Origin of the sequence: Campylobacter sp. P091 (genome assembly GCF_002138935.1) — a bacterium.
Taxonomy (GTDB): Bacteria; Campylobacterota; Campylobacteria; order Campylobacterales; family Campylobacteraceae; genus Campylobacter; species Campylobacter devanensis.
This window is the reverse complement of sequence record NZ_MJKZ01000001.1, coordinates 96,970-110,493: the sequence shown is the minus strand read 5'-3', so window position 1 is coordinate 110,493 and position 13,524 is coordinate 96,970. Positions and strand designations below refer to the sequence as shown.

Genomic DNA, 13,524 nt, shown 5'->3' with positions numbered 1-13,524 from the left:
CTACCACTCAATAGTATGATTATAGCGGATATTTTGACCATTTTGTATCCCCATCACCTCGCCAAAATCCCCCACGCCTACCCAAGAGCTATCCTTAAACAACCTCACCCAAACAAAATCACTCCCATAAAAATGAGTATTTTTAATCTCAAATTCGCTCTTTTGCTCGCTATTAATCTCAATTTCCATCACGCCATCAATCACATCGCTAGAATTTAGAGTAGAATTAAATTTCACAATATCTTTTGAAGCATTAAAATTTTTAAAGACAAAATAATCCCTTAACTCAGATACCCCACTCATATTTTCATCCAAAACCGGACTATACTCACTACTATTTTTAGCTATATTTTGACACTCATTATCACAAAAAATAGCGAAATATATCTTAGCAATATATGGATAATTCACCGCTTGACTAAGTTTATCCCCATAAGCCTTAGCATAGTATAAATAGCTATAATCTTGCGATAAATTTGGCTTTTGAGTTAAATTCAAATCAATATCGCTTGATAGAATTTTATATGGATTTTGCGGTTTTTCTCGTGGCAAAGATACCTTCAACCAAGCTTTAGCAATACCATTTTTAAAGCTATTTTTGCTAATTATATAGCTATTTTCACTACTTTTATATATGTGATCATCATTTGACTCACTTAAAGCGTGTAAAGATAGCCTACTAGAATTACCAAAACTCACATCATCCCCATAGCATCCAGCGCTAAAAAGCTTAGCTACGCTATTATCGCTTAGGCGAACCTGAAATTCCAAATTCGCACTAACACCCATAAAATCACTATATTGACTAAGGCTTAAATTCTCATCCGTAACCCCAAATAATCCAAATTTGGAGCCAAAAATAGTATTTGTATGAACGATTTTATCATAGTCAAAATATGCGATATCCTTAGAAATTCCAGCATCGCAACCTATCAAACCAAGCTCATTTGGAACATTTGTAAAGCTATTTATCAAGCAACCTTGATGAATTTTATCGCTATTTTGCCTATCTATAAACTCAATCCTAGCCACACCAATATCAGGATAAATAAATCCATCTTTATCCGTACTAATCACCCCTACCCCATCTTTAAATTCGATAGTCTCAGATGAGAGATTTGCCACGCAATTTTCCAAGATATGGCCTATAAAATCACCGCTATAATGGCCATTATATCCAGTTACTACATTGCCATTATAGTCCAAGGCTATAAGCTTAAAATCTCTATATTTCACTCCGCCTTTTGGATTTTGTGGGATATTTTCTAGCTTAAATTTAGCCACTCGAGCATTAAATTTAGATGATTGAATCTGCTTTGAGTTGGCTTTTTGGTCTTTGTATTTGGCTATGAGATATAAATTTTTATAATCTATCGTTGGCAAATTTGGAATCATAAGTGGGATTTTACCACCGCTAAAAGTGTTAGATTGATAAATTTTATATCTATTATTAAGCCAAATTTCAAAATCACTCACAACGCTAGTAGTCTGAAATTCCACTTCAAACTCTCGCCCTATAATCTGTGTATAAATTTCACCGAAACTCTCATAACTATTTGAGTTTTGACTTGGGCTTAGCATATTTAGTGCTATTTCAGACTCAAACTCATAATCGCTTAGCCCTATATCAGCCACACCAAAGGTTATTAAGAGATTTTCTCCACTTTTTAATATAATATCTTGAGATTTATAGCCATCATTTTGATAAGTATTATTACAAATAAGATGGCTATTTTGGATGGAATTTGAGATTTTATAATCAAATTTCGCCATTGTAGCACTAGTGAAACTCACGCTAACTAAGGTATCAAATTGCGCCGTTATCGATATTACAACTTGCTTATTTGATTCGATTTTGCTAGTTTTGATTTTATAGTACTCTTGTATATTTTGATTTACAATGCTCTTATCTCTAAGGCTTATCCCATCACGCTCTAAACGCACAACACTAGATATATCGCAATCTGCCACCAAAGAAACTACCAAAAATATAAGTAAAAATAGAACTCTCATAACCATCCTAATATCTAAAATTATATCCAAAAATACTAAATTTAACTTATAATAATTAATTTTTAAGCTTTTTAATAATTATGAGAATTTAAATAGCGTTATTTATAAATATTATTTAAAAATTTTTTAAGATTTATCTAAACTTAATAAAAATGGTGCGATCAGCGAGACTTGAACTCGCACACCGTAGCGGCACTACCCCCTCAAGATAGCGTGTCTACCATTCCACCATGATCGCAAAAGTAAATTCAAAAAGCCCCAAAACGGGGCTAAAGATTAACCTAAAAATGGGTTAGCATAAAGTGCGATAAGAGCGATAACAAGTGCGTAAATAACTTGTGCTTCGATCATCGCAAGAGCGATAAACATTGTAGTAAGTAGTTTGCCGCCAAGACCTGGGTTTCTAGCTGTACCTAAGATAGTAGCAGCAGCAGTATGACCCATACCGATAGCACCACCAAGAGCAGCCACACCAAGACCGATACCAGCAGCTACAACTGAAAATGCTTTAATCTGTTCGCCATCAGCACCAAATGCTAAGCCTGTTAAAGCCACAAGAAGAAAAAGAATCTTTTTCATAGTAGTTCCTTAAAAAAATATTGTTTGAATTAGTTCGGATAAATTCCCTACTTAGAATTCAAAACGCAAAATTATACATAATTTTCTTTTAATTTTTCATTAATTTTGCCACTTTTGCCACTCGCCACTCTCGTCAATTTCATTGCCGATCATCTCATATCTATTATAATAATATTTCACAAAATTCGCCACCTCAGCATCATTTGGCAGGTAAATTTCTCCATCAAAATATGCAAATTTAGCCAAAAATTCACTAGCATTTATCTTTTTGGTATAGTAACTCGCTAGATCGATATAATTTTCCAAAGTTAAGCTTTTGAATTTCTCATAACTTTGCTTATTAAAGCTTAATCTTAATCTCTCTCCATCAAACCCAAGCACCCCAGCCCTAAATAGCAGCGTCAAATGTATCAAACCCTCACAATAATACGCCCTAGTCTCAACCACCTTTTGCCACGCTATTAACCCTACACTTCGCTTAATAAGCTCAGCAAAAACAGGCAAAATTAGCTCATTTTTTTCATGTAAAAAGAAATTAACTAGCCCACCCGTTGTGGCCTTATACTCTTCTATAAATTTAAATTCCCCGCCAATATTCATCAAATTTTCACTATCACTATCCATAAATAATATATGCCCAAATTCATGCCCAATTGTGGAAATTTCATAAACTTGCTTCCAAATTTTCTCATTATTAAACAAAATTTCACGACCATAATCTAAAAATTCTTTATCAAAAATCTCACTTGCTAACTTCATAAAAGGCTTAGCCTTAGAGCTTTGATAGACAAAATCCACAAAAGCAAAAATCTTCTTACCACACTCGCCACTTACTATCTCATCATTTGGCACCACTTGAGCCGAAAAAAGCCCATTAAACTCCGCTCCATAATAGAGCATAGGAATGCTGATATAAAGCTGAGTTTTATCAATATTAGAATGGACTAAACTAGCCATATTTGAGTTTTTAGGCTCTATTTGAGAGTAAATTTGATCAAAGCTATCTTTTATCTGATTTTTCAATTCACCCTCATCAATCCCACTTTGATCGCTCAATCTCACATCCCACTCTAAGGCTACAGCGTGAGTATAAGCATCTTCATAATACTCCAAAGGATGGCCGATCTGTATAGCCGAGCGGGTTTGCATCCAGGCTCTCTCAGCATCTTGCCATTTTGATATTACTCTATCATTTTCACACTCACTAAAAGCAAGTTTCAAAGCCTCAAAATACTCTATATATGCCATATCTTGATCGCTTTTGGCTAGAGATTTTAGCGAATTTATAGAGTTTTGAAATTCACTCACCACCGCTGCGCACTCACTAGGAAATGCTAGGATATAAGGGGTCATTTTGTATCCATCTATATCTTTTATTACAGCACCATAAACTCTATCGCATTTTAGACCATCGCTAAGCTGATACAATCCATTATCATTGATAAATTTCATAGCTTGAGCGATATTATCAAATTTAGTTTCAAACTCATTATTTATCCCATCAATTATATGGCTTTGCCAGACTTTATGCATATTTGTAATCACGATCCCAACTCTATGCACACTCCATAAAAGCTCCATTTCAAATTCGCTCAAAAGCCCCTCTTGGCTCACAAGATTAAGCATTTTAGCAAATCTATCTATATAAAATTTGCTTACAAAATCATATAAATTTGAACTAACTTCTCTAATTTGGCCTTTATCTAAGCCCAATCTCTTTAACTCATTTTCTACACTTGTGGTTCTAAGCGAGACTATTCTATCTGTTATAGCTATTTTAGTTTGGCTGTTATTTGCTAAATTTGTTATCTTTAATCCTTGTAAAATTATAGGATTATCCATATCTTTATATAGCTGATTTAACTCATTTTTAAAGGATTTTGATATCTCATTTAATCTTTTGTAACTCATATTTGACCTTATATTGTATTTAAAAAAGCAAATTATATCTATTTTAAAAAAACAAAATATCTACAAAGTATAAATCCAATAATAGTATATATTACACCAGATAAACATTGAGTAGGTCTAAAAAACACAATTTTCATAAAAATCCAAAGCAAAAATAGAACAAAAAGATAGTAAAAATTTATCTTTTAAAACCAATTTTTTATCATTAATAATATTAAAATAAATACTACACTAACATAGATATGTTTTGCAAAAATCATAGCAATGACAATAGAATAAGATAGCTATAATCCAGTGATAAAACTTAAATTTATATCATTTTAAAAAATAAAAAAAGATGAGAAAAATAACAAATATATCTGAATAATTAGGATTTAATGCTTGGTTAAAGTAGTGATTTTATCCAAAAAATAATATATCAAAAAACTCCAATAAACTCGTAAAATCACTACAAAGTATTTAGCAAACAAAATTTCTTGAAAAATTTAAAATTTTAACCCTATTATCTTTTAATGCTAATTTTTTTAAAATCTCTAAAGTATTATCCATGCTACCATCATTTATAAATATAAATTCGCAATTAATTTGCTTAGAATTTTGTTCATTTATAATATTAATTTGATTTAAAATTTCTAAGTAAAAATTATCTAAATTTAAACTTTCATTGTAGCAAGGCACTACAAAAGATAGATCTACCCCCCCCCCATTTTTTTAATAATATTTTCCACAATTTTCTCCTAAATTTTAGATTTTATGCTTAATACAAACTCTAAAAATCAAAAAGTTCAGATAAAAAGCTCTCTCTTTTCTTTTTGCGATATCCATTGTGATAGCCATCGTCATAATATCTCTTATCATCATATCTTCTATCATCTTTGCGTGGTTCATACTCTCTTTTGCTACCAAAATACTCATTTTGTCTTGAATTTGATGCCGATCTTTCTATAATCTTATCTAACTCTCCACGATCTAGCCAAACACCACGACAACTAGGACAGTAATCTATCTCAACTCCGCTTCTTTCACTCATTACCAAATCTACATCTTTACACACTGGACATCTCATATTGCACCTCTTTTTAATTAAATTTGACAAAATTCTAACCAAAAAAAATTAATACTAAATTTCAAAAAGTTACACAAACTAAAAAAAATCTAAGTTATTAAAAAAAATTATAAAATAAAAGTATAGAAAAAGAAAAAATTTGATAAACTTAGCGTATTTTGTATTTAGGTGGAATATGGTAGAAAAATTTTCAAAAATTGGATTTATTCTAGCAATGGCTGGATGTGCTGTAGGTCTAGGCAATGCATGGAAATTTCCTACAATGGTCGGCAATAACGGCGGTTCAGCCTTTATCTTATTATATATTATACTTACTCTTGGAGTAGCTGTAGTGGTCTTTTTAGCAGAGCTTGCAATTGGTAGGCTTGGCGGAACTGACATTGTAAATTCACTCAAAAATCTAGCACCAAAAAATAAACGCGCTTGGGGATTTGCTGGATTTTTTATGCTTACAGCAATTTTAATAGCCTCATTTTATATGATTGTTATTGGTTGGATTTTAAAATATATATTCCTATCATTTGGCACCCTGCCAAGCACGGCACAAGAAGCTGGAGCTATGTTTGGCGGTCTTGTTGAAGGGGATTTTTCAAGTGTATTTATCTGTTTTAGTATAGTCTTTTTAACTGTGTTTTATGTAGTTTCTAAAGGGATTAAAAGTGGAATTGAAAGACTAAATATATGGATGATGCCATCACTATTTATTCTTCTTATAGGGCTTTTATTATATGCAATATTTGCTAGTAGTAACTTTACTCAAGCTTTAATCTTTATATTTATCCCTGATTTTAGCAAACTTTTAAATGCTGAGTTAATACTACAAGCCCTAGGCTTGGCATTTTTCTCTATGTCAATGGGTGTTGGGAATGTAGCTACTTATGCTGCTAGTTTATCAGATGATACAAATTTGGTTAAATCTACACTATCAATTGTCTTTATCAATGTATTAATAGGCATTATGATGGGACTTGTGGTATTCTCATTTATACCTATAATTGATGATCAACCCGTTAGTGATGGGCCTGGGCTTATATTTATATCACTTACATCTTTATTTGCTCAAATGGGAGCAGCGGGAAATATTCTTGCAATTGCATTTTTTACTTCACTGCTTTTTGCGGGGATTACCTCAGCTGTTTCAATGATAGAACCTTTTACTTTATATTTGATAAATAAATTTAAATTAAGTAGAAATAGAGCTATATTTATAATTGGAATATTTGTATATATTTTAGGTATATTTTGTATTTTATCACACTATGAGGTTACAAGTAGCTATTTTAGCATTCCAGCATTAGCTATAAGCAATGAAAAACCAATAGCGTTTTTTGATATATTAGACTTGCTAACTTCAAATATCTTAATGCCACTTGGTGCTTTGACATTTAGCATTTTTGCTGGATATATTATTAAAAAGGAAGGATTATTCACTATATTTTCAGGTTTTATGTCTAGGAGATGGTTTGAAATTTGGTATTTTACACTCCGTTATGTTGCCCCGCTCGCAATTTTGTCTACTGGGGCTTATAAAATTATAAGTAAAATTTAATAAAAGGAAAAATATGGCAAAGAAATTTATAGATATAATGGATACCACTTTTAGAGATGGTTTCCAGTCTGTATTTGGTGCAAGAGTATTAATGAATGATTTTTTACCTGCTGTAAGTGCAGCTAAAGAAGCTGGAATTAATCACTTTGAATTTGGCGGTGGTGCTAGATTTCAAAGCCTATACTTCTACTTAAACGAAGATGCATTTACAATGATGGATAAATTCAGAGAAGCTGCTGGTCAAGATGCAAACTTACAAACTCTATCTCGTGGCGTAAATACTGTAACTTTAGATACTGGTAGTAGAGAATTAATAGATATGCACGCAAAGTTATTTGCAAAACATGGAACTACAACAATCCGCAACTTTGATGCCCTAAATGATGTTAAAAATTTAGAATATAGCGCTCAAAGAATCAAGCACCACGGCCTAAAACACGAAGTTGTAGTAACAATGATGGATCTACCTCCAAACTGCGTTGGCGCTCACGATGCTGAATTTTATGAAAAATGTTTAAGAGAAATTCTAGATAGTGGAATTGAATTTGATAGCGTTTGTTTTAAAGATGCAAGCGGTACAAGTAGCCCAGAAAAAGTCTATCGAACAATCAAAATGGCAAGACGCTTACTAGGTGATAATGTGCATCTAAGACTACATACTCACGAAACAGCTGGTGTTAGCATAGCTTGTTATTTAGCGGCTCTTGAGGCTGGTGCAGACGGTATAGATCTAGCTGCTAGTCCAGTAAGTGGTGGAACTAGTCAGCCAGATATTCTTACAATGCTTCACGCTGTAAAAGGTAAAGATTATGATCTAGGTGGATTAGAAGTTGATAAAATTTTAAAATATGAAGATGTATTGCACGATTGCTTAAAAGACTATTTTATGCCACCTGAAGCTACTCAAGTAAGCCCATTAATTCCATTTTCACCAATGCCAGGTGGTGCATTAACAGCTAATACACAAATGATGAGAGATAATAATATCCTAGATAAATTCCCAGCCGTTATCAAAGCTATGAGAGAAGTAGTAGAAAAAGGTGGATATGGAACAAGTGTAACCCCTGTTAGTCAATTCTACTTCCAACAAGCATTTAATAATGTAATGTTTGGCCCATGGAAAAAGATAGCTGAAGGCTATGGTAAAATGGTTTTAGGCTACTTTGGCAAAACTCCTGTAACTCCAAGTGCTGATATTGTAGAACTTGCTGCTAAACAGCTAAATTTAGAGCCTACTACTGCACCAGCTATAGATATTGCAGACCAAGATGAGACAAAATCAATCGCCTATACTAAAGCTATATTAGAAAAAGAAGGTATTGAAGCAACAGAAGAAAATATCTTTATTGCAGCAGCTTGTAAAGAAAAAGGTATCGCATATCTAAAAGGCGAAGGCAAAGTAATGGTACGCAAAAATAGCGATATTATAAAACCAGCTACAAAATCTGGTTCAAATCAATTTAGTGTTACAGTAAATGGCCATAATTATAATGTTGAAGTTGCAGATGGATTTGATAATTTTACTTTAAAATCTATTACTCCTGCTAAAGAATCTAGTCAACCAAAAGATGAGCCAAAAGCAGTAAGCTCTACTGGAGCATCAAATGAAATTACAGCTACAATGTCAGCTGGAGTATTTAAAATCCTAGTAAATATTGGCGATAGCGTAAAAGCAGGTCAAACAGTAGTAATTTTAGAAGCAATGAAAATGGAAATTCCAATTGAGGCTGGATGCGATGGAGAGGTTGAGGAAATTCTAATTTCACAAGGCCAAACCGTAGAAGATGGCCAGCTATTAGTCAAGCTAAAATAATCCAAAAGTCGCCAAAATTTGGCGACTTTTACTAAATTATAAAATTTATTATTAAAATTTACAAATCTTTTACAAAATCAAACCAAAGATTAAGCTAAAAAATACTAAAATTGAACATTAAATTTAATTCTATAAAAAGGTAAAAATATGATAAAGGATTTAGATAAGCTAGGCTTAAGTGATATCAAAGAGATTTATCATAATCTAAGCTATGATGAGCTTTTTGCTCATGAGAAAGCAAACAATGAAGGTTATGTCACAGATAATGGAACCTTTAGTGTGGATACTGGAATTTTCACAGGTCGCAGTCCTAAAGATAAATATTTTGTAAATCAAGATCCAAGTAATAAATATCTAGCATGGGGTAAAGTTAATCAACCTATGGCAAAAGAGACATTTGATAAACTCCTTGCTAAAGCAAAATCCCAACTAAGTGGTAAAAATATCTATATCCAAGATGCATATTGTGGCTCTAGCCTAGCAAGTCGCAAAAGCGTAAGATTTGTAACTGAAGTAGCATGGCAGGCGCACTTTGTCAAAAATATGTTTATCCGCCCAAGCGAGTCTGAACTTGCTGATTTCACTCCTGATTTTGTGGTATATAACGCTTGCAAATGCGTAAATGATGAGTATAAAAAAGATGGATTAAACTCAGAAGTTTTCGTAATATTTAATATAGAAGATAATATCGCAGTTATCGGCGGTACATGGTATGGTGGCGAGATGAAAAAAGGAATATTTTCTATGATGAACTACTGGCTACCACTAGAAAATAAACTATCTATGCACTGTAGTGCAAATGTCGGCAAAGATGGCGATACCGCTCTATTTTTTGGATTAAGCGGAACAGGTAAAACAACTCTATCCACAGACCCAAATAGAGCCTTAATAGGCGATGATGAGCATGGCTGGGATGATGAAGGGGTATTTAACTTTGAAGGTGGATGCTATGCAAAATGTATCAACCTAGATCCTAAAAGCGAACCTGAAATTTATGCTGCTATCAAACGCAATGCGCTATTAGAAAATGTCTGTATAGATGAAAATGGTATAGTAGATTACAGCGATGATTCAAAAACAGAAAATACTCGTGTAAGCTATCCAATAGAACACATTCCAAATCATGAACCAAGCCTAAAAGCCGGCCACCCAAGAAATATTATATTCCTTACAGCTGATGCTTTTGGGATACTTCCACCAGTTTCAAAACTCACAAAAGAACAAGCTATGTATTACTTCTTAAGTGGTTATACAGCAAAAGTTGCTGGCACCGAGCGTGGCATTACTGAACCTCAAGCAACATTTTCAGCATGCTTTGGAGAACCATTTATGCCGCTTCATCCAACCGTATATGCAAGACTATTGGGCGAAAAAATAGACAAACACGAAGTAAATGTCTATCTAGTAAATACCGGCTGGAGTGGCGGTGCTTACGGTATTGGCAAAAGAATGAGTATAAAAGCTACCCGTGCTTGTATCAACGCTATTTTAGATGGTAGTATTCAAAAATGCGAATTTGAAAACTTTGAAAAATTCAATCTAGCTATACCAAAATCACTTGATGGTGTTGAAACTAATCTGCTAAATCCTATCAACACATGGGCTGATAAAAATGAATATATCGCTGCAAGGGATAATCTAGCTAATATGTTTATTAGTAACTTTAAACGTTATGAGGATGTAGCTGAAGGCGTACAATTTGCCAAGGCTGGCCCTATAAACTAACCTACTCCGCCCTATTTTGGGCGGATTCTTCTACTATTTTTATTATTTTATTAAGGATTCTTTTCATGCAAAAAATGTGGCAAGGTAGATTTAGCGAGGCTAGTAGTGAGCTATTAGAAGCTTTTAACGCATCGATTGAATTTGATAAAGAGCTGTATGCTCAAGATATTGCTGGTTCAAAAGCTCACGCAAAGATGCTAGGTAAATGCAAAATCATTGAAGATGAGGCTGTAAATAAAATCTTAGAAGGTTTAGATCAAGTAAAATCTGAGATAGAAAATGGAGAATTTAAATTCAACATAGCCGATGAAGATATACATATGGCAGTTGAAAAAAGACTTAGCCAAATTATTGGAGCTGAATTTGGCGGTAAATTACATACTGCAAGAAGTAGAAACGATCAAGTAGCTCTTGATTTTAGACTCTTTGTTTTAGAAGCAAATTTAGATCTAGCTAAACTACTTTTAAATCTTATTAAAACTATAAATAGTATCGCTAAAGAACATAAATCTACCCTAATGCCAGGCTTTACGCATCTCCAACACGCTCAACCCGTTAGTCTAGCATATCATTTACTAGCCTATGCATTTATGTTTAGTAGGGATTATGATAGGCTTATTAGTAGCCACAAACGCAACAATCTAAGCCCACTTGGATCATGTGCAATGGCTGGAACACCACACCCAATTGACCGCGAGATGGTTGCTAATGAATTAGGCTTTAATGGTATTACGCCAAATGCGATGGATAGTGTAAGTGATAGAGATTTTGCATTAGAGTTATTATTTAATCTTAGCGTAGTATTTACCCACACCTCTAGATTGTGCGAAGAATTAATCTTATGGAGTAGCAGTGAGTTTGGATATATTACAATTAGTGATAAATTTAGCACTGGTTCAAGCATAATGCCACAGAAAAAAAACCCAGATGTGGCTGAGTTAATTAGAGGTAAGACTGGTAGAATTTATGGTAATTTAATATCTTTACTAACTACTATGAAATCTCTACCACTAGCTTATAATAAAGATATGCAAGAGGATAAAGAGTGTGTATTTGATAGCGTAAAAAATGCCAAGAACTCACTAATTATACTAAATGCGATGATAGAAGAAGTTAAATTTAATAAAGAAAATATGTTAAAAGCAACTAAAATTGGACACCTAAGCGCTACTGATTTAGCTGATTATTTGGTCAAGAAAAAGTTTATTCCATTCCGTCAAGCACACTTTATAACTGGTAAATGTGTTGCCCTAGCTGAAAGTCTTGGCAAAGATTTAAGTGAGTTAAGTCTAAATGAGTTACAAAGTATAGAGCCTAATATTAGTACCGATGTTTTAGAACTTTTAACGCTAGAAAGTTCTAAAGAGGCTAGAAAAAGCCTTGGAGGAACAAGTGATTATAGTGTAGATATCCAGCTTGAGCTAATTGATAAATTTATAAAATCACAAGAAATATAACAACTTTGCTACGCCCTATTTTGCTACAAAATATCTTTTTATCAAATTTTATCATCATGGGCGTAGCATAATAATCTTTTAATTTGAAATATTATGACGTTAAATTATAATTTCAACTGAAGCTTTTTATTAAAAATTTAATAATTTAAAATATAAACTTAAACCAAAAAATAAATATGGTAAAAAATTAGTTAAATTTTATCTAATTTTAATTAATTTTTTTCACAAAAATAATAAAAATTTGATATAATAAAGTTATTTTACTTTAAGGAGAGTTAATGAAAGCGTTAGCTATAGTTGCAATTAGTGCAAGTATGATGTGGGCAGCCATAAATATTAATACAGCCAGTAAAAATGAGCTAATGGAGCTTCCAGGTATTGGCGAAAGCAAGGCCGAAGCGATTATATCATACAGACAAAAAAGCAAATTTAATAGTATTGATGAGATTAAAAATGTCTCTGGAATAGGTGATAAAATTTACGAAAATATCAAAATAGATCTAATTACAAGTGGTGCAACTAATACAACAAATTTAAAAAGTCTAAACAAAGAAAATAAAAAACTAACTAAAAAAGACAACAACAAAGTCAACAAAGATAATAATTTAACAAAAAAATAGTTAAATTTGACATAGTTGTAGTGATTTTGACTACTTTTGTATCCAAATTTTAGCTAAAATAAAAAAATTAACAAATTTTAGCTAAAATTTGCTTTTATGCCTTGACAAATAGAAATATTTTTTGTATAATTCAACTTCATTTTTTAAGTGTCTTGTTAGCTCAGCCGGTAGAGCATCTCCCTTTTAAGGAGGTGGCCGTTGGTTCGAATCCAACACAGGACACCACTTTGGTCGCTTAGCTCAGTTGGTAGAGCGCCACCCTTACAAGGTGGATGTCATAAGTTCGAGTCTTATAGCGACCACCATTTATTCTTAAATTTAGGTGCGGCGGTAGTTCAGCTGGTTAGAATATCGGCCTGTCACGCCGGAGGTCGCGGGTTCGAGCCCCGTCCGCCGCGCCATTCGTGTCTTGTTAGCTCAGCCGGTAGAGCATCTCCCTTTTAAGGAGGTGGCCGTTGGTTCGAATCCAACACAGGACACCACTTTTTATTAGACCCTTTCGTCTAGTCGGCTCAGGACATTGCATTCTCTGTGCAAAAACGCCAGTTCAAATCTTGCAAGGGTCGCCATTGCAAGGTCGCTTAGCTCAGTTGGTAGAGCGCCACCCTTACAAGGTGGATGTCATAAGTTCGAGTCTTATAGCGACCACCATTTATTCTTAAATTTAGGTGCGGCGGTAGTTCAGCTGGTTAGAATATCGGCCTGTCACGCCGGAGGTCGCGGGTTCGAGCCCCGTCCGCCGCGCCATCTTTTTCATTCAAAATTTAAAATGTCTTGGTTGTTTTAGTAAG

The 13,524-nt window shown here is 33.5% G+C and carries 10 protein-coding genes and 8 tRNA genes; 12 read left to right on the top strand and 6 right to left on the bottom strand.

Annotation, left to right across the window (positions count from 1 at the left end):
- The 6 genes from CIGNP91_RS00565 to CIGNP91_RS00540 all read right to left on the bottom strand — a co-directional run bounded on the left by CIGNP91_RS00565 (position 1) and on the right by CIGNP91_RS00540 (position 5,569).
- Positions 1 to 2,013: a hypothetical protein gene (locus tag CIGNP91_RS00565; RefSeq protein ID WP_086253078.1), complete on the bottom strand. Its 2,013-nt coding sequence runs from the start codon at positions 2,011 to 2,013 to the stop codon at positions 1 to 3.
- A gap of 153 nt (positions 2,014 to 2,166) precedes the next feature.
- A tRNA-Leu gene (locus CIGNP91_RS00560) sits at positions 2,167 to 2,251 on the bottom strand.
- Between the two features lie 38 nt (positions 2,252 to 2,289).
- Positions 2,290 to 2,592 carry a F0F1 ATP synthase subunit C gene (locus CIGNP91_RS00555; RefSeq protein WP_086224097.1) on the bottom strand — a complete coding sequence of 101 codons (303 nt, stop codon included), beginning with the start codon at positions 2,590 to 2,592 and terminating at the stop codon, positions 2,290 to 2,292.
- Positions 2,593 to 2,691: 99 nt separating this feature from the next.
- Complete coding sequence (gene ciaB, locus CIGNP91_RS00550) at positions 2,692 to 4,503, bottom strand: invasion protein CiaB (protein WP_086253077.1); 1,812 nt, start codon at positions 4,501 to 4,503, stop codon at positions 2,692 to 2,694.
- 459 nt (positions 4,504 to 4,962) lie between these two features.
- Positions 4,963 to 5,181, bottom strand: a complete 219-nt coding sequence (locus tag CIGNP91_RS08885; RefSeq protein WP_086243130.1) for a glycosyltransferase — start codon at positions 5,179 to 5,181, stop codon at positions 4,963 to 4,965.
- 91 nt (positions 5,182 to 5,272) lie between these two features.
- Entirely contained in the window at positions 5,273 to 5,569 is a 297-nt protein-coding gene (locus tag CIGNP91_RS00540; protein WP_086227778.1) for a TFIIB-type zinc ribbon-containing protein, read from the bottom strand.
- Between the two features lie 175 nt (positions 5,570 to 5,744).
- Here CIGNP91_RS00540 and CIGNP91_RS00535 point away from each other — a divergent pair, with 175 nt between their 5' ends.
- The 12 genes from CIGNP91_RS00535 to CIGNP91_RS00480 all read left to right on the top strand — a co-directional run bounded on the left by CIGNP91_RS00535 (position 5,745) and on the right by CIGNP91_RS00480 (position 13,480).
- On the top strand, positions 5,745 to 7,118 hold the full coding sequence (locus CIGNP91_RS00535; RefSeq protein WP_086253076.1) for a sodium-dependent transporter: 1,374 nt from the start codon (positions 5,745 to 5,747) through the stop codon (positions 7,116 to 7,118).
- A 13-nt stretch (positions 7,119 to 7,131) separates the two neighbouring features.
- Positions 7,132 to 8,931 carry a biotin/lipoyl-containing protein gene (locus CIGNP91_RS00530; RefSeq protein ID WP_086253075.1) on the top strand — a complete coding sequence of 600 codons (1,800 nt, stop codon included), beginning with the start codon at positions 7,132 to 7,134 and terminating at the stop codon, positions 8,929 to 8,931.
- A gap of 150 nt (positions 8,932 to 9,081) precedes the next feature.
- Complete coding sequence (gene pckA / locus CIGNP91_RS00525; protein WP_086253225.1) at positions 9,082 to 10,656, top strand: phosphoenolpyruvate carboxykinase (ATP); 1,575 nt, start codon at positions 9,082 to 9,084, stop codon at positions 10,654 to 10,656.
- A gap of 65 nt (positions 10,657 to 10,721) precedes the next feature.
- Positions 10,722 to 12,113, top strand: a complete 1,392-nt coding sequence (argH, locus tag CIGNP91_RS00520; protein WP_086253074.1) for an argininosuccinate lyase — start codon at positions 10,722 to 10,724, stop codon at positions 12,111 to 12,113.
- A gap of 278 nt (positions 12,114 to 12,391) precedes the next feature.
- Positions 12,392 to 12,733: a helix-hairpin-helix domain-containing protein gene (locus CIGNP91_RS00515; RefSeq protein ID WP_180383189.1), complete on the top strand. Its 342-nt coding sequence runs from the start codon at positions 12,392 to 12,394 to the stop codon at positions 12,731 to 12,733.
- 149 nt (positions 12,734 to 12,882) lie between these two features.
- Positions 12,883 to 12,958, top strand: a tRNA-Lys gene (locus CIGNP91_RS00510).
- Between the two features lie 4 nt (positions 12,959 to 12,962).
- Positions 12,963 to 13,038 (top strand) — tRNA-Val (locus CIGNP91_RS00505).
- A 19-nt stretch (positions 13,039 to 13,057) separates the two neighbouring features.
- A tRNA-Asp gene (locus tag CIGNP91_RS00500) sits at positions 13,058 to 13,134 on the top strand.
- A gap of 5 nt (positions 13,135 to 13,139) precedes the next feature.
- Positions 13,140 to 13,215, top strand: a tRNA-Lys gene (locus tag CIGNP91_RS00495).
- A gap of 10 nt (positions 13,216 to 13,225) precedes the next feature.
- Positions 13,226 to 13,302 (top strand) — tRNA-Glu (locus tag CIGNP91_RS00490).
- 6 nt (positions 13,303 to 13,308) lie between these two features.
- Positions 13,309 to 13,384, top strand: a tRNA-Val gene (locus tag CIGNP91_RS00485).
- 19 nt (positions 13,385 to 13,403) lie between these two features.
- Positions 13,404 to 13,480 (top strand) — tRNA-Asp (locus CIGNP91_RS00480).
- Positions 13,481 to 13,524 lie beyond the last annotated feature (44 nt).